Annotated in this window: 27 protein-coding genes; 9 read left to right on the forward strand and 18 right to left on the reverse strand. The window is 69.6% G+C overall.

Translation table 11 applies throughout. The features are described 5' to 3' along the window. Positions 1–94 precede the first annotated feature (94 nt). Positions 95–1,357 carry an acyltransferase family protein gene (locus AC1RAA_RS24215; RefSeq protein WP_492727829.1) on the forward strand — a complete coding sequence of 421 codons (1,263 nt, stop codon included), beginning with the start codon at positions 95–97 and terminating at the stop codon, positions 1,355–1,357. On the opposite strand, the gene AC1RAA_RS24220 is transcribed toward AC1RAA_RS24215, so the two are convergent. Next, positions 1,275–1,721, reverse strand: coding sequence for a PaaI family thioesterase (locus tag AC1RAA_RS24220; protein ID WP_062476955.1), 447 nt, complete (start codon positions 1,719–1,721; stop codon positions 1,275–1,277). The two genes, AC1RAA_RS24215 and AC1RAA_RS24220, sit on opposite strands and share 83 nt — an antisense overlap. Before the next feature lie 236 nt (positions 1,722–1,957). On the opposite strand from AC1RAA_RS24220, the gene AC1RAA_RS24225 reads away from it, so the two are divergent. Next, positions 1,958–3,589 (forward strand): DUF4139 domain-containing protein, encoded by a 1,632-nt coding sequence (locus AC1RAA_RS24225; protein ID WP_492727831.1) that lies wholly within the window; start codon positions 1,958–1,960, stop codon positions 3,587–3,589. Between the two features lie 279 nt (positions 3,590–3,868). On the opposite strand, the gene AC1RAA_RS24230 is transcribed toward AC1RAA_RS24225, so the two are convergent. The 7 genes from AC1RAA_RS24230 to ylqF all read right to left on the reverse strand — a co-directional run bounded on the left by AC1RAA_RS24230 (position 3,869) and on the right by ylqF (position 11,567). After that, the gene (locus AC1RAA_RS24230; protein WP_492727833.1) at positions 3,869–6,061 is read right to left on the reverse strand and encodes a TonB-dependent receptor; all 2,193 of its coding nucleotides are present in this window, start codon (positions 6,059–6,061) and stop codon (positions 3,869–3,871) included. A gap of 31 nt (positions 6,062–6,092) precedes the next feature. Continuing rightward, positions 6,093–7,571: an ABC transporter permease subunit gene (locus AC1RAA_RS24235; RefSeq protein WP_492727835.1), complete on the reverse strand. Its 1,479-nt coding sequence runs from the start codon at positions 7,569–7,571 to the stop codon at positions 6,093–6,095. 15 nt (positions 7,572–7,586) lie between these two features. Next, positions 7,587–8,987: an ABC transporter permease subunit gene (locus AC1RAA_RS24240; RefSeq protein WP_492727838.1), complete on the reverse strand. Its 1,401-nt coding sequence runs from the start codon at positions 8,985–8,987 to the stop codon at positions 7,587–7,589. A gap of 4 nt (positions 8,988–8,991) precedes the next feature. Next, a complete protein-coding gene (locus AC1RAA_RS24245) occupies positions 8,992–9,696 on the reverse strand; it encodes an ABC transporter ATP-binding protein (protein ID WP_369629583.1) in 705 nt (234 codons plus the stop codon). 120 nt (positions 9,697–9,816) lie between these two features. Beyond that, the gene (ykgO, locus tag AC1RAA_RS24250) at positions 9,817–9,966 is read right to left on the reverse strand and encodes a type B 50S ribosomal protein L36 (RefSeq protein ID WP_013542562.1); all 150 of its coding nucleotides are present in this window, start codon (positions 9,964–9,966) and stop codon (positions 9,817–9,819) included. Positions 9,967–10,070: 104 nt separating this feature from the next. Continuing rightward, positions 10,071–10,535: a Fur family transcriptional regulator gene (locus tag AC1RAA_RS24255; protein ID WP_139706524.1), complete on the reverse strand. Its 465-nt coding sequence runs from the start codon at positions 10,533–10,535 to the stop codon at positions 10,071–10,073. A 54-nt stretch (positions 10,536–10,589) separates the two neighbouring features. After that, entirely contained in the window at positions 10,590–11,567 is a 978-nt protein-coding gene (gene ylqF / locus AC1RAA_RS24260; RefSeq protein WP_492727841.1) for a ribosome biogenesis GTPase YlqF, read from the reverse strand. A gap of 216 nt (positions 11,568–11,783) precedes the next feature. Here ylqF and bamE point away from each other — a divergent pair, with 216 nt between their 5' ends. The 3 genes from bamE (at position 11,784) to AC1RAA_RS24275 (ending at position 13,444) form a co-directional block, all read left to right on the forward strand. After that, the gene (gene bamE / locus AC1RAA_RS24265) at positions 11,784–12,386 is read left to right on the forward strand and encodes an outer membrane protein assembly factor BamE domain-containing protein (protein ID WP_139706528.1); all 603 of its coding nucleotides are present in this window, start codon (positions 11,784–11,786) and stop codon (positions 12,384–12,386) included. Between the two features lie 160 nt (positions 12,387–12,546). Next, positions 12,547–12,975 (forward strand): CBS domain-containing protein, encoded by a 429-nt coding sequence (locus tag AC1RAA_RS24270; protein ID WP_492727844.1) that lies wholly within the window; start codon positions 12,547–12,549, stop codon positions 12,973–12,975. A gap of 106 nt (positions 12,976–13,081) precedes the next feature. After that, positions 13,082–13,444 carry an HPF/RaiA family ribosome-associated protein gene (locus AC1RAA_RS24275; protein WP_062476985.1) on the forward strand — a complete coding sequence of 121 codons (363 nt, stop codon included), beginning with the start codon at positions 13,082–13,084 and terminating at the stop codon, positions 13,442–13,444. A 12-nt stretch (positions 13,445–13,456) separates the two neighbouring features. Here the strand turns inward: AC1RAA_RS24275 and AC1RAA_RS24280 are convergent, their stop codons facing one another. From AC1RAA_RS24280 to AC1RAA_RS24310, 7 genes are all read right to left on the reverse strand, one after another. Then, positions 13,457–13,918: a MerR family transcriptional regulator gene (locus tag AC1RAA_RS24280; RefSeq protein WP_492727846.1), complete on the reverse strand. Its 462-nt coding sequence runs from the start codon at positions 13,916–13,918 to the stop codon at positions 13,457–13,459. Beyond that, positions 13,908–14,324, reverse strand: coding sequence for a nuclear transport factor 2 family protein (locus tag AC1RAA_RS24285; protein ID WP_070062565.1), 417 nt, complete (start codon positions 14,322–14,324; stop codon positions 13,908–13,910). Before AC1RAA_RS24285 ends, AC1RAA_RS24280 begins: the two co-directional genes overlap by 11 nt. 104 nt (positions 14,325–14,428) lie before the next feature. Next, entirely contained in the window at positions 14,429–15,355 is a 927-nt protein-coding gene (locus AC1RAA_RS24290) for an SDR family NAD(P)-dependent oxidoreductase (RefSeq protein WP_492727849.1), read from the reverse strand. Positions 15,356–15,477: 122 nt separating this feature from the next. Beyond that, the gene (locus tag AC1RAA_RS24295) at positions 15,478–15,858 is read right to left on the reverse strand and encodes a response regulator transcription factor (RefSeq protein WP_492727851.1); all 381 of its coding nucleotides are present in this window, start codon (positions 15,856–15,858) and stop codon (positions 15,478–15,480) included. 152 nt (positions 15,859–16,010) lie between these two features. Continuing rightward, on the reverse strand, positions 16,011–17,567 hold the full coding sequence (gshA, locus tag AC1RAA_RS24300; RefSeq protein WP_095746179.1) for a glutamate--cysteine ligase: 1,557 nt from the start codon (positions 17,565–17,567) through the stop codon (positions 16,011–16,013). A gap of 165 nt (positions 17,568–17,732) precedes the next feature. Further along, entirely contained in the window at positions 17,733–18,050 is a 318-nt protein-coding gene (locus AC1RAA_RS24305; protein WP_159270917.1) for a putative quinol monooxygenase, read from the reverse strand. A gap of 76 nt (positions 18,051–18,126) precedes the next feature. Then, positions 18,127–18,789: an alpha/beta hydrolase gene (locus AC1RAA_RS24310; protein ID WP_070062612.1), complete on the reverse strand. Its 663-nt coding sequence runs from the start codon at positions 18,787–18,789 to the stop codon at positions 18,127–18,129. A 176-nt stretch (positions 18,790–18,965) separates the two neighbouring features. Here AC1RAA_RS24310 and AC1RAA_RS24315 point away from each other — a divergent pair, with 176 nt between their 5' ends. Further along, positions 18,966–19,445, forward strand: a complete 480-nt coding sequence (locus tag AC1RAA_RS24315) for a Fur family transcriptional regulator (RefSeq protein WP_062477006.1) — start codon at positions 18,966–18,968, stop codon at positions 19,443–19,445. A gap of 24 nt (positions 19,446–19,469) precedes the next feature. Further along, positions 19,470–20,123, forward strand: coding sequence for an FMN-binding negative transcriptional regulator (locus AC1RAA_RS24320; protein WP_492727856.1), 654 nt, complete (start codon positions 19,470–19,472; stop codon positions 20,121–20,123). Positions 20,124–20,135: 12 nt separating this feature from the next. Here the strand turns inward: AC1RAA_RS24320 and zigA are convergent, their stop codons facing one another. Beyond that, positions 20,136–21,329 (reverse strand): zinc metallochaperone GTPase ZigA, encoded by a 1,194-nt coding sequence (gene zigA, locus AC1RAA_RS24325; protein WP_492727859.1) that lies wholly within the window; start codon positions 21,327–21,329, stop codon positions 20,136–20,138. Between the two features lie 110 nt (positions 21,330–21,439). Here zigA and AC1RAA_RS24330 point away from each other — a divergent pair, with 110 nt between their 5' ends. Together AC1RAA_RS24330 and AC1RAA_RS24335 are read left to right on the forward strand one after the other, a co-directional pair. Next, complete coding sequence (locus AC1RAA_RS24330; protein WP_492727861.1) at positions 21,440–21,856, forward strand: hypothetical protein; 417 nt, start codon at positions 21,440–21,442, stop codon at positions 21,854–21,856. 23 nt (positions 21,857–21,879) lie between these two features. Beyond that, positions 21,880–22,458, forward strand: a complete 579-nt coding sequence (locus AC1RAA_RS24335; RefSeq protein WP_492727864.1) for a GNAT family N-acetyltransferase — start codon at positions 21,880–21,882, stop codon at positions 22,456–22,458. Between the two features lie 6 nt (positions 22,459–22,464). On the opposite strand, the gene AC1RAA_RS24340 is transcribed toward AC1RAA_RS24335, so the two are convergent. Both AC1RAA_RS24340 and AC1RAA_RS24345 read right to left on the reverse strand, forming a co-directional pair. Next, positions 22,465–23,376 (reverse strand): SDR family NAD(P)-dependent oxidoreductase, encoded by a 912-nt coding sequence (locus AC1RAA_RS24340; RefSeq protein ID WP_492727866.1) that lies wholly within the window; start codon positions 23,374–23,376, stop codon positions 22,465–22,467. Between the two features lie 64 nt (positions 23,377–23,440). Then, positions 23,441–24,313: a helix-turn-helix transcriptional regulator gene (locus tag AC1RAA_RS24345; RefSeq protein ID WP_492727868.1), complete on the reverse strand. Its 873-nt coding sequence runs from the start codon at positions 24,311–24,313 to the stop codon at positions 23,441–23,443. Positions 24,314–24,336: the final 23 nt, after the last annotated feature.

Below are 24,336 nucleotides of genomic sequence, written 5' to 3' on the forward strand. Positions count from 1 at the left end.
CGTCACAAATCCGGGCCGATCCGTCCCGGCGATGGCCCCGGGGACGGGCGCGGGGGCCACGATGACCGCCGTTTCCTCGTTCCAGGAGCTCGCCATGCCCTCCGATTCCGTTCCCACGCCACAGCGCCGCCACGACATCGACGCCCTGCGCGCCCTCGCCTTCCTGCTCGTGATCCTCTACCACGTCGGCATGTACTACGTGGCCGACTGGCCCTGGCACCTCAAGAGCCCGCACGCGGCCGAGTGGCTGCCGTGGCCGATGCGGGTGCTGAACCTGTGGCGCATGGACCTGGTCTTCCTGATCTCGGGCGTGTCGCTCGGTTTCCTGAGCCGAGGCCAGGGCACCTGGGGCCTGCTGCGCAGCCGGGGCCTGCGGTTGATGCTGCCGCTGGCCTTCGGCATGGCAGTGGTCGTGCCCTACCAGGCCTATGCCGAGGGCGTGGCGCGCGGGCTGGTGGCGCCGGGCTTCGGCACCTTCCTGTTGCGCTACCTGTCGATGGGCGCGCCGTGGCCCAAGGGCGCGTTCGCGGGGGCGGAGTTCGGCATCACCTGGAACCACCTCTGGTACCTGCCCTACCTGTTCCTCTACACGGCGCTGGTCGCGCTGACGCTGCCGTTGTGGCGCTCGGCAGCCGGCCAGTGGGTGCGGCGGCGCTTCAACGGGCTGCGCGGCTGGCAGCTGCTGGTGCTGCCGGCGCTGCCGCTGCTGGCCTGGACGGTACTGCTGGCGCGGCACTTTCCGGCCACGCACAACCTGGTGTGGGACTTCCACCTGCACAGCATCTACTTCACCGTCTTCCTCTACGGCTACTGGATGGGCGTGGACACCGGCATCTGGCGCGAGCTCGAACGGCTGCGCCGCGTGTCGCTGTTGCTGGCGGTGATGGCGATCGGCGCGTTCATCGCGCTGCGCGTCGGGGCCTTTGTTCCGCCCAAAGGGCTGCTGATGGACGTGCTGCGCACGGCCTACCTGTGGCTCGCGGTCGCCACGATCCTGGGCCATGGCCACCGCCACCTGAACCGCCCCTGGCCGTGGCTGCGCTGGGCCAACGAGTCGGTCTACCCCTGGTACATGCTGCACCAGACGCTGATCGTCGCGGGGGTGGCGCTGCTGATGCCGCTGGCGCTGGGCCCGGTGTGGGAGCCCGTGGCGCTGGTCGCCGTGACCATTGCCGGCTGCTGGCTGCTGACCGACGGGCTGATCCGCCGCATCGGCTGGCTGCGCCCGCTGTTCGGGCTGAAGCGCAAGCCCGGGGCCGAGCCTGCGGTGGTGCTTACGCCGCCTGCTTCGGCTTCGGCGTCGTCGACGCCTCGTCCACCGGCACCAGGATGGCGTTCGCCGTCGCCACGAGCTTGAGCTTGTCTTCGCCCTGGCCTTCAGGCTGCGCGAACAGCTCGGCCCCGACGAATACCTGCTTGCGCCCCGCCTTCACCACGCGCCCGCGCGCCACGAAGGCCTCGCCGATGGCGGGCGAAATGCAGTTGATGGAGAAATGCGAGGCCAGCACACGGCCCGCCACGGTGGCGGCCGCGAAGCCGCTCACGGTGTCGAGCAGCGCGGCGATCATCCCTGCGTGCAGAAAGCCGGTGTACTGGCCCATGTCTTCTTCGCGCCATTTCATGCGCAGTTCGGCCTGCCCGTCGGCGGCCTGGGTGACGTCGAAGCCGGCCCAGCGGTTGAAGGCGGCCGAACGGTTGATGGCCTGGATCGTGTCGAGCATGGGGGTGTCCTTTCAGAGTGAATCAATGGAGGGAAGGCGAGACCCACTCTAGGAAGCCGCGCCGCCGCGCACCGTCTCTTGGGTGACCGGTTCGCCGCCGGCAGATGCCTGCGCGACAGCAGCGCGCCCGCGTCACACCCACGTCATGAAAAAACTTCGCAACGCCTTAACCCCGTTCGCCCGCCCCGTCCGTAGAAGCGGAGATTCGTCACCGACTTTCTTCCGGAAGGCTTTCCATGCACACACCGTTCTCCGTCCGTCCCCTCCTGCGTGCCACCGCCGTCGCTGCCCTCTGGCTGGCCGCGGGCGCGAGCGCCCATGCGCAGCTGCAGGCCGATGCCTCGCGCATCACGCAGGTGAAGGTCTACCCCGGCAGCGCCACGGTGGAGCGCGTGGCGCGCGTCGCGGCGGGCAGCCGCTCGGTCACCTTCGCCTGCCTGCCGGCCGGGCTCGACGTGCAGAGCCTGCAGGTGTCGGCCGGCGCGGCGGTGCGCGTGGGCGAGACCTCGGTGCTCAGCGAGGCGCGCGAGCTCTCGGCCAACTGCGCCACCAGCGCGCTCGACGGCCGCATCCGCGAACTCGAAGACCGCAAGGCCGCGCTGCAGGCCGAGACCGATGCGTTGGGCATGGTCACGGGTTATCTCAAGGGGCTGTCGGGCGGCGAGTCGGGCCCCGGCGCACGCGCGCCGATGGACGCGCGCAACCTCACAGCCGTGACCGAGGCGATGCGCCGTTCGGGCCAGGACGCGCTGCTCAAGCAGCACCAGATCCAGCGCCAGCAGACCGACCTCGACCGCCAGCTCAAGCCGCTGCTGGCCGAGCGCGGCCGCACGCAGGGCCAGGGCGCGCAGGTGACGGCCGTGACCGTCACGCTGGCCGCCAGTGCCGATGCGGACGTGAAGCTCAGCTACCAGGTCAACGGCCCCGGCTGGACGCCCAGCTACCGCGCGCTGCTCGACACCACGACGCGCAAGGTGCGCATCGAGCGCCAGGCGCTGGTGGCGCAGGCCACGGGCGAGGACTGGCGCGGCGTGAAGCTGGTGCTGTCCACCGGCCAGCCGCGCCGCGAGACCACGGGGCGCACGCCGAGCGCGTGGCGCATCGGCATCGAGCCGCCGCCGCGCGCGAACGCCGACATGGCGTACATGGCCGCGCCGATGCCCGCCGCCGCTCCGGCCGCCGTCGCCGCCGACCGCAAGATGGCCATGGAGCGCGTGCGCGAGCCGCTGTTCGACGTGAGCGTGTTCGACAACAGCTTCGCCACCGAATTCGCCGTGCCGCAAAGCATCGACGTGCCCTCCAACGGCCAGCGCGTGACCCTGGCACTGGGCCAGCATGAGGACACGGCGCAGCTCGCCGCACGCACCAGCCCGCGCGTGGACCCGAGCGCCTTCCTGGTCGCCGAGATGGCGCAGCCCTCAGGCGTGTGGCCGGCCGGCCCGATGCAGCTGTACCGCGACGGCAACTTCGTCGGCCAGGGCCGCTGGAACGCGCCGAGCGACGCGAAGCTCACGCTCTCGTTCGGCCGCGACGAACTGGTGCGCGTGCAGGTCGAGCCCGAGCGCGACAACCAGGGCTCGGGCGGCTTCGTGGGCTCGCGCGCCGAGCGCCAGGTGCAACGCGCCTACGTGGTCGAAAACCGCCATCGCACGCCGATCGCGGTACAGGTGCTGGAGGCCGCGCCGGTGTCGGTCGACGAGCAGGTGCGCGTGACCACGCGCTTTGCGCCGCAACCCGCTGATCAGGCGTGGAACAAGCAGCCGGGGCTGGCGATGTGGCGCTTCGACCTGGACGCGGGGCAGACGGCGCGCGTGTCGGCGGACTACACGATCGGGTATCCGAAGGATGCGCGGTTGCAGATGCGCTGATCGGGCGTGTTCAGGGCGTGTGCACAGGCCACCGGGTACTTCCCTCCGCGAATGTCCCCCGGCCTGCGGCCTCCTCCTTGATTTCGCTGCGGGAAGCACCCAGTGTCCTGCGCACGGGACGCGGCGGTGGTGTGCGGCTGATCAACAAGTGCTCTGACCGCGCTCACGTCGATGGGGTGCCTTGCGCAGCGAAATCAAGGAGGAGGGGCGAAGCCCCGGGGGACATTCGCGGAGCAAGGCTCCCCGTCGGCGGGAGCGCCGCCCTGAACACTCGGCACTTCAGAAATCAAACTTCGCCGACACCTCGAACGTCCGCCGCGGCGCCAGCAGCACCTGGCTCGCGGCGCGGCCGGTCCAGGTCGCGTAGAGCCGGTCCGTCAGGTTGCGCACGCGGAAACTCAGCAGTGCGTTCTTCAGGCGGTAGCTCACGGCCGCATCGACCGTGGTGAAGCCGTTGATGCGGATCTGGTTGGCGTTGTCGGTGTACATCGGCCCCGTGTGGTTCAGCGACGCGAAGTATTCGAACTTCGAGCCGTCGGGCCGGTAGGTGGCGAAGATGTTGGCCATGCGCTCGGGCACGTTCGGCGGGGTCTTGCCCACGCGCGAGACGTTGCCGGCTTCGACCAGCGTGTCGAAGCGCGCATCGAGCGCCGCGAGGTTGCCCGCCAGCGTCCATTCGCGCGTGGGCTTCCACACGGCCGACAGCTCGAGGCCGCGCGACGACTGGCGGCCGTTGTTCACGGTGGTGGCGGCGTTGTTCGGGTCGCGCGAGAGCACGTTGTCGAGTTCGATTTTGTACAGCGCAGCGGTCCACTCCAGGTTGGCCGCGGGCAGGCTCTGCTTGAAGCCCACCTCGGCCTGCTTGCCGCGCGACATCGGGAACGCGGCGTTCGAGGCCGACAGCAGGAAGAGCGACCCGACCGGGAGCGTGGCGTTGGTGTACTGCGCGTACAGGCTCGACTGCGGCGACAGGTCGTACACCGCGCCGAGGCGCCCCGAGGTGGCGCGGTAGCTCGCGCCGAAGCGCGTGACGCTGCCTGCGTTCAGGTCCCAGATGCGGCGGTCGACCTCGGTGCGGTCGTGGCGCAGGCCGCCGACCAGCGTGAGGTCGCGCATCGGTTTGAGCGCGTCTTCCAAGAAGACCGAGGCCACCTTCACGCGCGAGAAGGTGTCGGCGCGGTTGCCCGCGCCGGTGGTCAGCGCGGGGTTGTCGTCGAAGTAGCCGGTGTACGGATCGAACACGGGCACGCGCAGTTGCGCCGCGGTGGCGGGGCTGCTGTTCGAGAAGCGACGCTGGCTGCCGAAGCGTGTCTCGCTGTATTCGCCGCCGACGACGAAGCGGTTGTCCAGCCCGGCGATCTTTCCCTTGTGCGTGGCGTCGAAGCGGTCGAGCCAGAAGTCCTGGTCGTGCGTGATGAGCGTCTGGTCGCGCGCGATGCTGGCGGGCGGCACGAAGGTGGCGCTCTCTGAGTTGCGGAACATGCGCTTGGACTGGTTGGCCGAGAACTCGTTGCGCCACGACCAGCCGCCGTCGAGTTGTCCCGTAAGGCGCGCGCGCAGCCAGTAGGTTTCTGAAGAGTTCTCGTCGTCGCGCACGTTGTAGTTGGTGCGCGCCATGCGCCGGTCGATCACGCGGCCGTCGGGCGTGCTGACGACGTTGGTCGGCTGCGTGGCGAAGCTGCGCGGCACGAGCGGCGTGCCCCAGTAGGCGTCGTTGTCGTCGCGCAGGTAGTCGAACGACAGGTCGAACTTCACCGAGCCGCCCAGGTCCACCAGCAGGCCGCTCGTGAAGTGATCGATGCGCTCGCCGTTGCGGTCGATGGTGCCCACCTTGGTGTCGTTGCGGCTGTAGTCGAGCCGGTAGGCGCTGGCCTCGCCCAGCGCGCCGCCGAAGCCGAAGGCCGCGCGCGTGGAGCCGTAGCTGCCGTACGAGAGCAGCGCCTCCTTGTGCGGGTTGCTGCGGTCGGGCCGCTTGGTCACGAAGTTGACGATGCCGCCGATGGCGCCCTCGCCGTCGAGCACCGAGGCCGGTCCCTTGAGCACTTCGATGCGCTCATAGTTCCAGGTGTCCTGCACGCGGTTGGTGACGCCCGCGCCCGAACTGCGCACGCCGTCGTAGAGGTACATGAGGCTGTTGAAGCCGCGCAGCGACAGCGTGGTCGGCGACGACGGCGGGCCGCCGCCCGAGAGGCCCGCCATGCCGCGCAGTGCCTCGCTGAAGGTGCGCGCGCCGCGCTGCTGGATCGCGTCCTGCGACAGGATCTCGACCGAGGCCGGCGTCTCGCGCACCGACAGGCCCAGGCGCGAAGCCGAGCCGCTCGACTCGTCGAGGTGCAGGCTGTTCGCGTCTCGGCTGCCTTCGATGGTGACGGTGCCGAGTTCGGCGTTGTTGCTGCTGCTGTCTTGTGCAGAGGCGACTTGCAAGGCGGTGAAGGCGGCCAGCGCGACGGTGGTGCGGGTGAACGGGGTCATGGAGCGGTGCGTGGAAGAAATGAAGAAAGCGTCAGGCCACCGAGAAGCGCCGCAGCCGCCAAGCCGCGAGGCCGAACAGCAGCAGGCTCGGCACCAGCAGTTGCAGCACGGCCAGCGCGGCCTGCCCGCGCACGAGGTCGGCGGGCTCCTCGTGCCAGGCGAAGGTGGGCATGCGGTCGAAGTCGGCCGGGGCGAGCGCATCGCGCGCATCGATGCGCGGGAAGAAGAAGGCCTTCCAGGCTTCGTGGTGCGCCACGGTCTGCGCGTCGAAGCGCGCATGGCGGCGTGCGCCGTTGCCGGCCAGCGCGGTCATGCCTTCGTAGGCCACGGCCGCCGGCGACACGGCGCCGAAGCGGCCCACCAGCGCCTGCTGTGCCGACTGCTGCGCGTCGAAGCGCGCGAGCGCGGGGCGGATCGCTTCGTCGACCTCGCGCTGGATGCGGTAGTTGGCCAGCGAGCGGCCCGCGATCTCGATCTTGCCGTCGCGCGGCACGAGGATGGCGCCCTGCCCCACGTGCTGGTACTCGGTGCCCAGCAGGTCCTGGTAGCGCTTCATCGCCTCGGCCGTGACCACGCGCTGGCGCGTGGCCAGTTCGGTGCGCGACGGCGCGGGCGCGGCCTGCGTGACGGCCAGGTTGAGCAGCACCGGCGCCACGAGCACCAGCAGCACCCAGGCGATGACGAGCACCATCGCGTTCGTCGCCGACGAGGCGCCGAAGGCATTCACCGCCACCACCAGCGCGAACCAGAACAGCGCGTAGGCGCCGACCAGCAGCGCCCACCACAGCGTGGCGCTGCCCGCGCCGCCCGCCGTGAGCCCCGCATGGCGCGCGATCCACAGCACCGCCACCGGCAGCAGCACGGCCGGCCCCAGCAGCACTGCGGCGCGCACCGTGAGCTTGCCCGCGAGCAGCGTGCGCAAGCGCAGCGGTTGCGACAGCAGCAGGCGCAAGGTGCCGTTCTCGCGCTCGGCCGACAGCAGGTTGTAGCTGAGCGCGAAGATGAGCAGCGGCAGCAGGTAGACGATGACGAAGGCCAGGTCGAAATGCCCGCTCAGCAGGTGCCACGGGTTCTCGATGTCGCTGGGGTTCATGAACACCACGCGGCTCTGGTTCGTGACCTGGTACTGGCTCGGGAACAGGTCGCTCTGCCCCAGCGCGACCGGGCCCAGCGGCGCGGTCGGCAGCAGCACGTGCTGGCCGCCGTAGCCGCTGGCCATGCGCGAGGGATCGGCCGGGTTCTCGAAGGGCGTGGGCTGCGCGGTGCCGGCGAAGATGCCTTCGAGCAAGGTGCGCTGCGCGGTGCGGGTGTCGCGGTCGGCCTGCGCCACGGCCGCCTGCGCGCGGTCGCGCTTGGCGGTCTGCAGCAGGCCGTTGCCCAATGCATAGGCCACGAGCAAAAGGAACAGCGCGCCGACGACCCACAGGCCGCGCTCGGCAAGCATCAAACGGACTTCCTGGCGCATCACGGCCAGCAGGCGGCGGCCTTGGGGAGGATGGAGGGACGACATGGGTGGCATCCCCTCTCAGAGCGCGCGCTGGCGCAAGGTGGCGAAGGCCGCGAACGCCGCCGCGAGCAGCAGGCCGACGCACAGCACGGCGAAGCTGCGTGCCTGGTGCCGCAGCGCCCACCCCGCCCCGGGCGGGTGGTAGTCGAAGGGCGGCACGGTGGCCCAGAGCTCGGGCGTGGCCTGGTAGGAGAAGTGGCGGTCGCCGAGCGGATCGGCATGCGCCACGAGGTCCTTGCTCATCAGGTCCTGGATGTGGCGGCGGTGCAGCTCGGCCGCCGTGGTGAAGCGGCGGTGGTGCGAGAAGTCGGTGCCCGCCATGCCCATCGAGAAGCTGCGCACCGCGAGCAGCGGCAGCAGCAGGCCGCTCCACTCCTGCACTTTCTGCTGCTGTTCCCAGGTGTCCCACAGGCGGCCGTAGTGGCGGTCGTACACGGGGTACGAGGCCTGGTCGTCCAGGCGCAGCGCAATGCCCCACTTGCTCAGCGGCACGTCGCGCCCCCAGCGCTCGGTGGTGCCGAAGTTCTGCTGCCAGACCTGGTTCGACACGGCCTTGAGTTCCGCGCCCAGCGCCTGGTTGAACTCGAGCCGCGTCGGGCTCGGGAACCACGTGCGCGAGAGTTCGGACAGCACGCGCGGCGCCATCACGGCCTGCCCGATCCACAGCGCGAGCAGCACGGTGATCGCCATGCGCGAGGTGGACGACAGCGCCGACACGCCCAGCACCAGGCACACGAAGATGCCGAGGTAGACCGCGTAGCCCAGCGACCACGCGCCCAGCCGCAGCAGCGCATCGATGCGCCCGCCCGGCTCCGCGCCCACCGCCACGGCCACGGCCGCAACCAGTGCCGCCGGCACCAGCAGCACGGCGAGCAGCGCCGACAGCGCGAGCGCCTTGCCGGCCAGCAGCCGCAGCGGCGCCACGCCCAGGCTCAGCGTCTGGCGCAGGATGCCCTGCTCGCGCTCGCCCGCGAAGGCGTTGAAGCCCAGCACGATCACCAGCAGCGGGCCGAGCACCTGCAGGATCCAGCCCACCGACAGGTTGCCGAAGCGCTGCAGGCCGGTGGCGTCCTGCGCGGCGTTGAACTTGACCTCGCTCTGGCGGTGCGCCTGCAGCCACACGGTGCTGCCGATGTAGGGGTTGATGCCCGCATCGACCATCGACAGCGGCGGCTCGGGCTTGAAGGCGTGCATGCCCTGGTGCGCGGCGTCGTGCGGGTGGCGCTTGTCCTGGTGCAGCCAGTCGCGGTAGTCCATGGCCTGCGCGGCGACCTGCTCGGCATGCGCGCCGCGCTGGTGCGCCCAGCCGACAGCCAGCGCGGTGAAGAGCAGCACGGCCACGAGCCCGCCGGCCCAGTACAGGCGGCCGTCGCGCAGGCGTTCGGTGAATTCGCGTCGGGCGATCCAGCGCATCGTCATCGGGTCAGCCCCTCATGTGTTGCAGGTAGAGGGACTGCAGGTCGGTCTGGCCGATCTGCGCGCCGTCGAGACTCTCGACCAGCCGCCCGCGCTTCATGATCCCGACGCGCGTGGCGGTCTGCTGCGCATGGAACAGGTCGTGCGTGGTGGTGAGCACGGCCACGCCGCGATCGGCCGCGCGGCGCAGCAGGTCGGAGAACTCGGCCGCGGCATGCGGGTCGAGCCCCGAGGTGGGCTCGTCAAGCAGCAGCGCCTTGGCCTCTTTGGCCAGCGCCACCGCGATCCACACCTTCTGGCGCATGCCCTTCGAATACATGCTGACGCGCTTGTCGGCGGCCGCGTGGTCGAGCCCCACCTCGGTCATCAGCGCGAGCAGGCGTTCGCGCGGCAGCTCGTGGCCCAGCGCCAGGCCGGCGAAAAAGCGCAGGTTTTCCAGGCCCGAGAGCGTGCCGTACAGCGTGACCTGCTCGGGGATGTACGCCACGTCCTGCTTGGTCGCGACCGGGTGGCGCGTGACGTCGGTGCCGTTGATCTGCACCGTGCCGTCGGTCGGCGCGATGAAGTTCAGGAACAGGTTGATGGTCGTCGTCTTGCCCGCGCCGTTGGCACCCAGCAGGCAGTAGATGTCGCCGCCGCGGATGTCGAGGTCGAGGCGGTCGAGCGCGGTGTGCGCGCCGTAGCGTTTGGTGAGGCCGGTAGCTCGGAGCATGGCGGAGGGATTCCGATGGAAGGAAGAAGGAAAGGAAAGACGCGCGCAGGCACGCCCCGGCGTGGGCACGCCGATGCGGTCATCGAGGGGGAATGAAGGCGGCAGCGGTGCCGCCGCGCGTCAGCGCTTGTTCTTGTTTTTCGCGCCGCCCTGCCGCGCCTTGAAGCGCGGGTTGGACTTGCAGATGACGTAGGTGCGGCCGCGCCGCGTCACCACCTGGCAATCGCGGTGACGCTTCTTGGCTTCCTTGAGCGAGGACAGGACTTGCATGTGCGTGGCCGGGGAGTTCGTTCGGACACGCGAATATACGTTATTGCGAATTCATTCTCAATAACTTTGTTGGCCTTTCCCCGGCATCCGGAGCCCCGCCCTCGTCAATGCGGCGGATGCGCCTTCGGTGCTTTCGCGCCGGCGTCGACGCAGGCCGCGCACAGGCCATGCAGCGTGACCTCGTGGTGCGTCACCTGGAAGCCCTTGGGGGCCAGGTCGTGCATCGGCCCCGGGCAGGCGTGCAGCAGGAACACCTGGCCGCACTGCGAGCAATGGAAGTAGTGATGGTGGTGGTGCCCTGCATCGCCACCTTCGCTGGCGCCGTGCGAATGGTGGTCGTGCGGGTCGGCCTTGCAGGCCACTTCGTAGCGCGCCGGTTCGCCCGGCAGCTCGACCTTGGCGATCTCGCCGTCGGCCAGCAGCAGCGAGACCTGGCGGTACACCGTCGACAGGCTGATCTCGGGCACGATGGCCCGTGCGTGTTCGAGGATTTCGGGGGCGGTCAGCACGCGGCCGGCGTCGCTGAAGGCGGAGAAAACGGCGTTGCGCTGGCGCGTGAGACGTTGCATGTCTCGATGATAGGGGCGGCCCGCGCGGCCTTCAGCAAGCCGCGCGCAAGACCTTCACGCGTCGGCCGTTGGGCCGCTGTCTGCCTCGGGCGCCTCGGGCTTGGCCTTGCCCTTCTTGCCGCGCGCCGCCTTCTTCGCGGCGCGCTCGGCGTCGGCACGCTGGCCGGCGGCCAGCCACTGCGCGAACTCCTCGGGCGTCTCGAGCGTGATGCGCCCCAGGTTGCCGGCGCGGAACTCGTGCATCACGATCTCGGCGGCCTTCTGCAGGTTGACCTTGCCCTTGCCCAGCAGCGCGCCGCGCTTGCGGCCGATGGTGTCGAGGACGTCTTCGTCCTTCATGCCGGCCAGGGTGGCGGCGTCGAGCTCGACGAGCTTGAAGCGCGCGACGATGCCCTCGGCGTAGTTCGCCTTGAGGTAGTCGAGCAGCTCCAGCGCCACTTCTTCTTCATCGAAAGCATTGCGCCCGACCGCGCCGCTGGCGGCGAGGTTGTAGCCGCTCTTGGGCACGATGATGCGCGGCCACAGCATGCCGGGCGTGTCCCACAGGTAGAAGTCGTCGGCCAGCGTGATGCGCTGCTCCAGCTTGGTGATGCCGGCCTCGTCGCCGGTCTTGGCCTTGCGCCCGCCGGTGAGCGTGTTGATGAGGGTCGACTTGCCCACGTTGGGAATGCCGCAGATCAGCACGCGCATCGGCTTGGCCATGCCGCCGCGGTTGGGCGACAGCTCGTGGCAGGCGCGCACGATGCGCTGCGCGGGCATGGTCAGGCTGGCATCGAGCGCGATGGCGCGGGTGTCGGGCAGCGCGTTGTAGTGCGCCAGCCAGGCCTCGGTGCGCACGGGGTCGGCCAGGTCCTGCTTGTTGAGCACCTTGAGCGTGGGCCGCCCGGCCGTGAGCTCGGCCAGCATCGGGTTGGCGCTGGAGCCGGGCAGACGCGCGTCGAGCAGTTCGATCACCACGTCGATGTCCTTCACCCGTTCGGTGATGGCCTTCTGGGTCGAATACATGTGACCGGGGAACCACTGGATCGCCATCGATGGATGCTCTTTCTTTCGCGCTGTCTGGAAGGGGGCCGGCCTCGCAGGCCGGGTGCGCATTGTGAACCGGGAAACGGACCGATTCCTCGATGCTGCGCTTTTGATAGCACCAACTGGCGTATTCACTGGCTTGTTGGCCGCCAGATCACCCCTAGAATCCGCGCGCTGCGCCTGCAGCCGTTTCAAAAAGTCACACCGAGGGAGATCCTTTTCATGGTCCAGCGCCTTGCCGCCGCCGCCCTGCTCGCGGCCACCACCATCCTGTCCGCCACCGCGGTGCACGCCCAGCGCCCGTCGCCCCCGCCCGGTCCGCTGACCGACGGTTTCCTGTGCTGCAACATGCGCACCTACGGCGACTCGATCAGCGACATCAACTACGACGAACAGGGCACGAGCGTCGTCCCTGTGGGCACGCCGGCGCGCATCACGGCCTACGACTTCCGCTTCTTCAACCTCGACCTCGCGGGCAAGCCCCAGCGCATCAAGAACGACTACAGCCGCAACATCACGCTGATCGACTTCGCCAAGCGCTACGTGGTCACCGAAGACCCCAAGCGCAAGATCGCAAGCTTCCCGCCCGCGGTGGGCGCCGCCATCCTCGCGGGCAAGGTGATGCCCGGCATGACGCGCGAACAGGTGCTGATGGCGCTGGGCTACCCGGTGGCCAGCGAGAACCCGAGCCTGGACGCGCCGGTGTGGCGCTACTGGCGCGACAGCTGGTCGGAATTCCAGGTGAACTTCGATGCGCAAGGCCTCGTGAAGGACGTCGCGGGCAATGCCGTGGCGCTGAGCCGCGTGCTCGCCGCCGCGCCCTGAGCACCCTTGATCATCCCCGGGTTCGTGTGCGCGGCATGACACGCGCAACACCCGGGAGGGTTTTGCATCGCGAAGGGCGATTCCGCCCCTATGATTTGTCCGAAGCACGGCGCCGCCACGTGCGTCGGCCGGATCGAAACCCCTGAATGGAGTGCCTGCGATGAAACCCGTCTCCGAACTGCTCAAGCGCCACGATTCCGCCGCCTGGCGCACCTCGCCCGACACCAGCGTGTTCGACGCGCTGGCCACGCTGGCGCATTTCGAAGTGGGCGCGCTCATGGTGATGGACGGCGAGAAGCTCGTGGGCTTTTTGTCCGAGCGCGACTACACCCGCAAGGTGGCGCTGCAGGGCAAGAATTCGAAAGAGATGAAAGTCTCCGAGATCATGACGCCCGACGTGATGACCGTCACCCCGCAGACCCGCACCCGCGCCTGCATGGCGCTCATGAGCCAGCGCAAGTTCCGCCACCTGCCCGTGGTCGACGGCGACAAGGTGGTGGGCATGATCTCGATTCAAGATCTGATGGACGACATCATTTCCGAGCACGAGCAGACCATCACGCAGCTGACCAGTTACATCCAGAGCTGAGCACGCTGCCATGCCCCCGGAAAAGAGGGGCAACACACCTACGCACAGGGGCACTCTTTCGGGTGCACAGTGAAGGCTCGTTCACCATCCAGCAGGGACATACGCAATGCAGATCCAGGTCAACACGAGCAATGGCATCACCAACAAGGACACGCTGGAGCGCTGGGCAGACACCGAGATCAAGCAGCACCTGAGCCGTTTCGTCGAAGACGTGACGCGCGTCGAGGTGCACCTGAGCGACGAGAACCACGACAAGGCCGGCGGCGGCGACAAGTGCTGCGTGATGGAAGCGCGCCTGGCGCACCACCAGCCGCTCGCGGTGACACAGCATGCCACCAGCCTCGACGAGGCCTTCCGCGGCGCGGCCGACAAGCTCAAGCGCCTGCTCGACAACACGCTGGGCCGCCTCAACAACCACCGCGCCCGCGACTCGATCCGCCGCGACGGCGAGGGCTTCGTCGCCGAGTAGTCGAGTCGAAGCTCAGCGCGCCGGCTTGCGCTTCGGCGCTGGCAGGCACTGCGGCATTTCCACCGGAATGAGCGGCGGGCGCCGCCCGTCGGCCATCCAGGCGTCGTAGAAATCGATCTTGCGATCGACCAGCGACAGCGCCTGCTGCCAGTCGGCAATGGTCTGGTGCACGCGCGCGCGGTGCGCCTCGAGCAGGTCGCGCCGCTGGCGCAGCGTGGCCTTGCCCTGCAATGCGAGCGCCGTGTAGTCGCGCATCTCGGCGATCGACATGCCGGTGCGGCGCAGCCGGTCCATCAGGTCGAGCCAGCCCACATGCAGCTCGCCGTACACGCGCCGCCCACCCGCATCGCGCGCCACGCCGGGCACGAGGCCCTGCGATTCGTACCAGCGGATGGCATGCACTGTGCGGCCCGTGCGCGCGGCCAGTTCGCCGATGTGGAACGACGGCGTGGCAGTGCTGGCGTCAACCGGCATGGGCGGTCGGCGCATCGAGCGCCCGCTCGACCAGCGCGGTGTCGAAGTACTCGGTCAATGCCTTCACCTGGCCTCCTTCGAGTCGGTAGACGTAGCAATAGCGGTTGTTGTAGCGCTTGCCGGCCTTGGTGGGCACGTCGCCGCTGAACAGCACCACCACGCGGTCGCCTTCCGCAATGATGCATTCGGTCTTGCTCACATAGGGCCCGGCGAACTGTCCGAACAGCGGCTTGATCAGCTCTTCGCGGATCGCCTGCTTGCCCTGGTAGGTGCGCGACCAGGGCGTGCTGCCTTCCAGCGTCCAGCTGGCGTCGTCGGCCAGGCTGTCGATGAAGGCCTGGCCGTTGCCCTTGTCCAGTTCTGCATGGATGCGCTGGACCAGGGCCTTGTTGTCGATCGTGTGCATGGCGTGATTTCCTTGGATGAATGAAGACACCGGACATCCGGTGAATTCATTGGAAATGCTCGAGTGCGCTCGAAGTCAAGCGCCCTGCACCGAGTGACGAAGGCTCAGCGTCGGCCGGCGTTCGCCTGGCCCTTGGCGACTTCGTTCGCGCCCTGGGCGGTGCCGCTTTGCGGCACGGCCTCGCCCTCGCGCGCGGTCACTTCCGACAGGCGCGCGGCCAGTTGCTCGGGCGTGTCGGCGGCAATGCCCAGCCAGGCGCCCTGCGTCAGCGTGATGTGGGCGGCCTCGAAGGTGCCGGCGCCGGCGCAGAGGATCGTGCGGTTGGGCGCGTCCTGCGCGGCCAGCACCAGCATCGCGGGCACCACGGCCTCGGGGCGGAAGGCCTCGAGCATGTCCTTGGGGAACAGGTCTTCCGTCATGCGCGTGGCGGCGGTGGGCGCCAGGCAGTTCACGCGGATGTCGTTCTTGGCGCCTTCGATGCTCAGCGTCTGCATGAGGCCCACGAGCGCCAGCTTGGCGGCGCCGTAGTTGCTCTGGCCGAAGTTGCCGTACAGGCCCGACGACGAGGTGGTCATCACGATGCGGCCGTACTTCTGCTCGTTCATGAGCGCCCAGACGGCCTTGGTGCAATTCACGGCGCCCATCAGGTGCACGTCGACCACGAGCTTGAAGTCGTCCAGTTCCATCTTGGCGAAGCTCTTGTCGCGCAGGATGCCGGCGTTGTTGACCAGGATGTCGACGCGGCCCCAGGCGTCGACCGCCTGCTTGACCATGGCCTGCACGGCCTCGAAGTCGGTCACCGAGGCCCCGTTGGCAATGGCTTCGCCGCCGGCCGCCTTGATCTCGTCGACCACCGCCTGCGCGGCGCTGACCGAGCCGCCCGAGCCGTCGCGCGCGCCGCCCAGGTCGTTGACCACCACCTTGGCGCCGCGCGCCGCCAAGGCCAGCGCATGCTGGCGGCCCAGGCCGCCGCCGGCGCCGGTCACGATGGCCACGCGGCCCTGGAAGTCGATGGAGGTGCTGTTGCTCATGAGGTCTCTGCTCGCTGTCTGAACGGTGTGGGTCGGTGTTGGTGAGGGTTGCCAATTGACAACAACCCAACGTTTTACCTCAGTTCCCCGCCCCGTTCGCCGCCGGGCGCCCCCGGCGGGAGTCACCCATGCGACGGCCGGACCGTGGCGCAGTACGCCACCAGCTGGTCGAGTTCGGCCGATTTGTCGAAGAAGGCGTCGGCACCCAGCTGCTGCGAGCGCAGGCGCATGTCGGCGGTGGCGTAGTTGCTGAGCACCACCACCTTCTGGTGCGGCGAGCGCTGGCGGCAGGCGTTCAGCACGGCCAGGCCGTTGCCGCGCTGCAGGAACAGGTCGACGATGGCCAGGTCCCAGTCGCTCTTGTGGTCGCGCAGCCAGTCGAGCGCTTCGTCGGCGGTGCTGGCCGAGGCGATCACGTGCGCATCGATCACGTCCTCGAGAAAGTCGACCAGGTTCTCGCGGATCACCGGACTGTCCTCGACCAGGTAGGCATGGAGCGTCATGGTGGGTGTCTCGGGTCCGGAACTGGGCAGCGCATGACGCCATCTTCGGGGCTGGCCGCCGCGCCACGGTGAGCCGGACAGGTCAATGGCTGTAGGCCATCGGCCAGCGGCGCTGTCGGCATGCGCCGGCCGGCGCCGCCGGGGTGACCTTCTCAGGCTGCGACCGGCAGGCGGCCGGGGGCCATGCCCAGGCGCGCCGGCGAGACGTACTGCTCGCGGTAGATCTCGAAGGGCATGGTGTCGGCCGCCTCGATGCGCTTTTGCGCCTGGATCGACTCGGCCGTCATCTGCTCGAACCCGGCCTGCTGCGCGGCCGAGAACGGCAGCGCCAGCAGCGCGGCGCGGGTCTGCTCCGACTGGGCGCGCACGAAGCCGACGAAGGAGTTGCCGTGCTGCTGCTCGATGGCCGCGAGCACGCGGGCCGAGGGCAGGCTGTCGGGGTTCTCGAGGCCGGCCTTGGCGGCGCGCACGGCGTCGACGTGCTGCGTGCCGCCCTGCGCCGCATCGAGCGCGGCGGCAATCGGCAGGCACTGCTCGACCAGCTCCAGGCCCCAGTCGGTGAGCGCGACCTCGCGCCCGTCACGGCGCAGCTTCAGCCCCGGCTCGCGGCCGCGCGCGGCCGTGAGGTGCTGGTTCTGCGCCAGGTCGGCGATTTCTTGCGGCGTGTCGTCGGGGCTGTCGTTCAGCAGGCAGTGCAGCAGGAACACGTCGATGAAGCGCATGGTCTGCGCGTTGATGCCGACGGTCTCGAAGGGGTCGAGGTCCATCAGGCGCACCTCGACGTACTCCACGCCGCGCTCGCGCAGCGCATGCAGCGGGCGCTCGCCGGAGTGGATGACACGCTTGGGGCGGATGGTGCCGTAGAACTCGTTCTCGATCTGCAGCAGGCTGGTGCCCAGCTGGTTGTAGTCGCCGCCCAGGTTGCGGATGCCGATGGCCTCGTAGGCCGGCCACGGGCGCGTGAGCGCGTCCTGCAGCGAGGCGCCGTAGCCCTCCAGGCTGTTGTAGCTCACGGCCAGCGAGGCCTGCGCCTCGCTCTGGTAGCCCAGGCGGCCCATGCGCAGCGAGGTGCCGTGCGGCATGTACATGCTGCCGTCGCCCAGCGGCTGCAGCTCGTGCGGGCGGCCCGCGACAAAGCTCGAACACAGGGCCGGCGAGGCGCCGAACAGGTACAGCAGCAAAAAGGCCTGGCGGCGGAAGTTGCGGATGAGCGCGAAGTACTCTTCGCTCGACACCTCCGGCAGCGACCAGTTGTAGTGGATGCCCGAGATGGTCTGCATGCGGCGGCCATAGCGGTGGCTCAGGCCCATGCGGTACACGCTCTTGGCGCGGCCCACGTTCGACGAGCCGTAGCGGCCGATCGGAATGGTCTCGTCGGTCGGCAGGCCGCAGGGCATGCTCGACACCCACAGGCGCTCGTCGCCGAGCTGGTCGAGCACGCGGTAGGTGAACTGGTGCACCCGCGTGAGCTCTTCGAGCGCCGACTCCACGCCCGCGTGCACGCCCGTGATGAGTTCGAGCTGCGATTCGCTGAAGTCGGTCGTGATGTGCGGATGCGTGAGCGCCGAGCCCAGCGCCAGCGGATGCGGCGTGAGGGCCAGCTTGCCGTCGGGCAATGCGCGCAGGCTTTCCTTCTCGATGCCGCGACGCATTCCCTTCAATCGCGCGGCCGGGAGTGCACCCAGCCTCTCCTGCAATCTGTTGCTCATGTTCTTATGACCCATCAATCTTCTGTGGGGCTGGAAGGTAGCACGGGCGGACAGGCACTGCTGAAGCAGGGAATCCCGCATCCGGCTATGCTGTTTTTTGCTACTTTTTTCATAGCTACCCTCTCAAATACCACCGGCCTTTCGGCGCGCAGCGGGGTTCGAAATTCAGGCCTTGGCGCGGCCCGCCGACAGGTCGATCTCTTCCGACTGGTAGACATGGATCGACGGCACCCCGTCGGCCATGGCCGCGAGCGCCTTGCCGAAAGCGCGCGACGCATCGACGCGAAAGTGCGCCTGCAGCGCCGCCATGTCGCTCCATCGCTCCACGAAGGTGAGCTGCAGCGGGTCTTGCACGTCGGTCGTGACGTCATGCGAGATGCAGCCGGGCTCGGCGCGCGAGCGCAGCACGTGTTCCACGCTGATGGCCAGCATCGCCTGCAGGGTGTCGGCCTTTGCCAGCGCGTGTCCGATGACCAGGATCATGGGGGTCTCCTTCTGTGCGTTCTTGCGGGGTGACAGGATCAGGATGGATGCGCGCGCGGCCCGGCGTGGCGGGCCTTCAGCCGAACACGCGCAGCAGGAAGTGGTTGAGGTCGGCGATCTCTTCCATGCAGACCGAGTGCGCCATCTGGTATTCATGCCATTCGACGGGGTGGCCCAGCGCCACCAGCGCGTCGCGCGACTGTTCGGCGCGCGCCAGCGGCACCACCGGGTCCTGCCGGCCGTGCGCGAGGAACACGGGCGTGTCGTGGTTGGCGCCGTGGCGCTCGGCCGCCGTGGTCGCGGCGATCGGCAGGTAGCCCGAAAGGCCGACGATGCCCGCCAGCCGCTCGCCGTGGCGCAGCCCCGTCATCAGCGCCATCGCGCAGCCTTGCGAGAAGCCGGCCACGACGATGCGGTGGGCGGGAATGCCGCGTGCCTTTTCGTTGGCGATGAGGGCCTCGATGCTGGCCTGCGAGCGGCGCAGGCCGGCCTCGTCCTCGCGCGCCACCAGATCGGCCACCGCGATGTCGTACCAGGCGGGCATCTCGTAGCCGCCGTTGATGGTCACGGGAATGACGGGCGCATTGGGGAACACGAAGCGCACCGGGCCCACGGCCGACAGGTCGAGTTCGCCGGCGATCGGCACGAAGTCGTTGCCGTCGGCACCCAGGCCGTGCATCAGGATCACCGAGGCGGTGGGGTTCGGGGCGGTTTCGATTTCGATGGGGGGACGGGACATGGTCAACGAAGGTATTCAGGAATGCGAATGCCCGGACCTTAGCGCATTCGGGCGACCCGGGCCGCGGCGAAACGGCCGGTTGGCTGACTTGCACCTCGCAACATCCGGGCCCTCGGGCCGCCCTGGCGCCCCTGACGGCACAAGGGAGCGCCGGATGCAACACAATGGCGTTTCGCATGAAGACCACCCCGAACCCGTCCCCGAAGACCTCGTCGCCCGGCCCCGCCTTCGACAGCGAGGCGCTGCTGCGCGGCAGCGGGCTGCGCGTGACGCGCGCCGCCCAGACCGTGCTCGAGCTGCTCGAACACGGCTCGCAGCCGCTGACCCACGAGGAAGTGGCCGCCGCCTACACCGCCGCCACGGGCGAGCCGCCCGATCGCGTCACGCTCTACCGCGTGCTCGACCGGCTGGTCGAGGCCGGCCTGTGCGACCGCCGCGTGGGCGCCGACCGGGTCAATCGTTTCGCGCGGCACGTCGACACCGCCTCGGGCAACACCTTCGAATGCGACCAGTGCCACAAGGTGCTGGCCCTGCCCTCCGACCCCGAACTGCCCAAGGTGATGGGCCGGCTCGGCAAGGCGCTGCGCAAGCAGGGCATCGACACGCGGCACACGGCGCTCACGCTGCACGGCATGTGCGGCGACTGCGCGCGGTAGCTCGCCGAGCCGACCAGGCCGCGCGTGTACGTCTCCCGGCACCACCGCCAGCCCGACCTCGGCGCGAGCCACGCGCTGATCGACGCGCATCCGCTGGGCGCCTGGGTCGTGCCGGGCGCCGACGGGCTGGTCGCCAACCACCTGCCCTTTCTGCTCGACCGGACGCGCGGCCCGTTCGGCACGCTGCTCGGCCACGTGTCGCGCGCCAATCCCGTGTGGCGCCAGCTCGATGCCGCGGCCCCATCGGTCGTGATGTTCCAGGGGCCGCAGGCCTACATCACGCCCGGCTGGTACCCCGGCAAGGCCGAGCACGGCCAGGTGGTGCCGACCTGGAACTACGCCGTGGCTCATGCGCACGGCATCGCGCGCGCCATCGACGACGAAGCCTGGCTGCTCGACCTGCTCGCGCGGCTGACCGCGGCGAACGAGGCCGGCCAGCCCGTGCCCTGGCAGACCACGGACGCGCCCGAGGCCTTCATCCGCAAGCTCGCGCGCGCCGTGGTGGGCATCGAGATCCCCATCGACCGCCTCGAAGGCAAGCTCAAGGCCAGCCAGGACGAAGCCCTGCAGGACCGTCAAGGCACCGTGCAGGGCCTGGCCGCCGTCGGCAGCGAGAACGCGTCGGCCATGGCGCGGCTGGTACAGCAGGCGATGCAGCCCGGCAGCGCCGGCGACTGAATCTCCCGCGCCCTACGCGTTCCACGACGGAAACGGATCGGGCAGGTTCTGCCACCACGAGGGGCCGAAGCGCATCTCGTTGGGCGTCAGCAGGCAGGCATCGAGCCGTGCGCGCAGCGCAGCTTCGTCCATGCCGATGCCGATCAGTACCAGCTCCTGGCGCGCGTCGCCGGTGGCGTCGTCCCAGTTCTTGCGGATGAGTTCGAGCCCGTCGGGGTCGGTCGGCCAGTGTTCGCGCGGCACGGCCGCCCACCACAGGCCCGCCACGCCGTAGCGGCAGGCACCGCCGGCCTGTGACCACGCGCCCGCGCGGGTCGGCCGGCTCGCGAGCCAGAAGAAGCCCTTGGAGCGCACCACGCCCTCCCACTCGCTCTGCACCAGGTCCCAGAAGCGCTGCGGATGGAACGGCAGGCGCGAGCGGTAGACGAAGCTGCGGATGCCGTAGGCCTCGCTCTCGGGCACGTGCTCGCCGCGCAGCTCGGCCAGCCAGCCGGGGGCCTGCTCGGCCTGCTCGAAATCGAACAGGCCCGTGTCGAGCACGCGGTCGAGCGCGACGCGGCCGAATTCCGATTCCTCGATGCGCGCACGCGGGTTGAGGCTGCGCAAGATGGCCATCAGCCGCTCGCGCTCCTGCGCCGTCACGAGGTCGGTCTTGTTGACCACGAGCACGTCGCAGAACTCGATCTGCTCGATCAGCAGGTCGACCACCGTGCGCGTGTCTTCGTCGCCCAGCGACTGGCCGCGCTGGCCCAGGCTGTCGGGCGAGCCGTAGTCGCGAAGGAAGTTGAAGGCATCGACCACCGTGACCATGGTGTCCAGGCGCGCCACGTCGGCCAGGCTCTGGCCGTCCTCGCCCGCGAAGGTGAAGGTCTCGGCCACGGGCAGCGGCTCGGAGATGCCGGTCGACTCGATCACGAGCTGGTCGAAGCGCCCTTCCTTGGCGAGCCGCTTCACCTCGATCAGCAGGTCTTCGCGCAGCGTGCAGCAGATGCAGCCGTTGCTCATCTCGACCAGCTTCTCGTCGGTGCGCGACAGCGCGGCGCCGCCTTCGCGCACCAGTGCGGCGTCGATGTTGACCTCGCTCATGTCGTTGACGATTACCGCCACGCGGCGGCCCTCGCGGTTGTGCAGGATGTGGTTGAGCAGCGTGGTCTTGCCGGCGCCCAGGAAGCCGGACAGCACGGTGACGGGAAGGCGATCGGCCATGAGGGCAGGCTCCGTAGTTGCAACAGAATTGCATTATATGGATTGACGCAACTCAGTTGCATTTCTTGTGAGCGTGACCGACGGGCGCGCGCTCGCCTACCATCCAGCGCATGACCGATTTCTCTGCCTTCGTCGCCCCGCCGCCCTCCGACGCACCGCACGCGGCCGTCGTCGCCGCCGCATCGGCCTGCCTCGACCGCTTCACCGCCGCGTTCAACGCCTCGGACACGCGCGGCATGGACGCCGAGCTGCACTTTCCGCACACGATGCTCTCGGGCGCGCAGCGGCTCGATTGGCCCACGCCCGGCCGGCACCCGGTGGATTTCTTCGAGACGCTCAAGGCCGGCGGCTGGGCCTCCACACAGTACGAGAAGAAGGAGCCGGTGCTCGTGAGCCAGGACAAGGTGCACTTCGTCGTGCACTACACGCGGCGCGATGCGGCCGGCGCGGTGCTCAGCACGCACGCCAACCTCTGGATCGTCGTGCAGGCCGAGGGGCGCTGGGGCATCGCCCTGCGCTCGTACTGATCAAAAGACAAGGACCATTTCCCATGTCCCTTTCCGCACTGCAACTCGTCTGGCCGTCGCCTGAACATTTGCCCGGCTACATCGCGGCCCTGGAGCGCGGCTGGTCGCCCAACAACCTGCGGGCCGAAGCCGGCCGCGAAGAGCTGGCGCTGATCCGCACCGACCCCGACGGCTTTCTTGCCAGCCTCGTCGACCGCGAGGCCAAGGGCCCGCCCATCGCGCTGCCCACCGGCGGCACCGTGCCGCGGCTGCCGGGCTACCGGCGCTGGCTGTGGGACGGCGAGTTCTGCGGCAGCATCCAGCTGCGCTGGCAGCCGGGCACCAACGCCCTGCCTTCGTACTGCCTCGGCCACATCGGCTACGGCGTGGTGCCGTGGAAAAGCGGCCGGGGCTATGCCACCGCCGCGCTGCGCGCGCTGCTGCCCGATGCGCGCGGCATCGGCCTGGACCACGTCGAGATCACGACCAGCCCCGACAACCTCGCCTCGCAGCGCGTGATCCGCGCCAACGGCGGCGTGCTGGTCGAGGAGTTCATCACCGAGCCCGGGCTCGGCGGCGCGCCCGAGCTGCGCTTTCGCATCGACGTGCGCGACCTGCGCTGACGCGCCCTACAGCTCGAACGCCTCGACCTGCCGCCCGTCGATGTCGGTGAAGCCGTAGGCACGCGCCAGGTCGGCCACGCGCAGCACCTGGCCGGTCTTGTCGAGCACCTGCGCATCGGCTGCCAGCGCGGCCACGGCGCGACCCAGGTAACGCGGCGATTCGGTGCGCGCCAGCGCGGGGCGCTCCTGCCAGTGCGCTTCGTCGGTCTTGTGGCCCGCGAGCACGAACTCGGTGCGCATCCAGCCCGGCGACACCGCCACCGAGGCCACGCCGTGCGGCTGCAGTTCCTGCGCGATGCCGAAGGCCAGCCGCGTCATCGAGGCCTTGGCGAGGTCGTAGAACAGGTTGCCGCGCAGGTAGTGGCCACGGTCCCAGAAGGTGGTGGTGACGATCAGGCCCTGCTTGCGGCGCACCATGCCCGGCGCGGCGCAGCGGCTGGCCACGAGGTGGTTGCGCACGCCGCGATCGAACATCGAATCCCAGTTGGCGAGCGGATGTTCCCAGAACGGCGCCTCGAAGACACCGGTGAAGCTCTCGTGGCCGCCCCAGGCGTTGTTCACGAGCAGGTCGAGCCGGCCCTGCTCGCGCTCGACGCGCGCGAACAGCGCCGCCACCTCGTCTTCCTTCGTGTGGTCGCAGGCCACGGCAATGCCGCGCCCGCCGAGTTGCGTGACCTCGTCGGCGGTGTCGTCGATGGTGCCGGGCAAGGCGGCCAGCTCGGACAAGGCGAGCAGCTGGCCGTAGCTGTCGGCCGGCCGCGCGCGGGTGCTGCGCCCGGTCACGTACACGGTGGCGCCGGCCGCGCCCAGTTCCTGCGCGATGCCGCGGCCCGCGCCGCGGCTGGCGCCGGTCACCACGGCCACGCGGCCCGCCAGCGGACGGTGCGCGGCGTCAGGGGTGGAGGGGGCTGCTGTCATGTGTCGTTGCTCCTTCGTTCGGTGAGGGTCCTTGGGCAGGACAGGCCGCCACGATAGGCCGGCCTCAGCGCGCCGTCTTGGAAGAAACCGAAACCCGGCGCCCGAGGAACTCGGTGGGCGTCACGCCGCACAGGGCGCGGAACTCGTTGACAAGGTGCGACTGGTCGTAGAACCCGTGGTCCAGCGCCATGTCGGCCCAGGCCGGCGCGCTGTGCAGGCGCAATGCGCGCAGGCAGGCATGCAGCCGCGCGAGCCGGCCCCAGGCGCGCGGCGACAGCCCGACGTGCGCATGAAAGAGCTGCTGCAGCCGGCGCTCGCCCACGCCGACCGCCTGCGCCACCTCGCGCAGCGCCTGGCGCCCGTCGGCAGCGGCGATGAGCCGTGCAGCGTGCATCGCGGCGGCCGGCGGCGTGCCGTCGCCGGCTTTCTGCAGGCGCTTCATCAGGGCCTGCTGCAACAGATCGGCGCGTGCAACATCGCCGTGCGCTTCGGCCATGCGCGCGAGCAGCGTCGTGCCCTCGCCGCCCCAGAGTTCGTCCAGGTGCACCGCACGGCCCGCGATCTCGCCGGCCGGCACGCCCAGCAGCGCCGCCGCCGCACCGGGACGCAGCGCCACCGACAGGCCTTCCACCGTGTCGCGCATCCGCACCACGGCGGGCGCGGCGAAGGCGCCGATGGCTTCGACCGCCTGCCCCGGCGCGTCGTCGGCCGAGGGCGCGTCACCGAAGTTGAAGACCAGCCGGATCGCGCCGTCGGGCAGCACGCGCTCGCGCACCTCGTGGCCGGGCGCGAAGGTCTCGCGGTACGCCAGCAGATGCGAGACATGCGACCGCAGCGCCGGTGCGATCGGCAGCACCTGCAGCGTGCCGTCGGGCACGCCCGACTCCGGCCCGTGCAGCGGGTCGTCATGAAGCCGGAGGAAAAGACGTTCGCCCATGGCGGTCGATTGTGAGGAAAAAC

The sequence above is a fragment of the Variovorax sp. GW823-FHT04F07 genome, assembly GCF_058795995.1.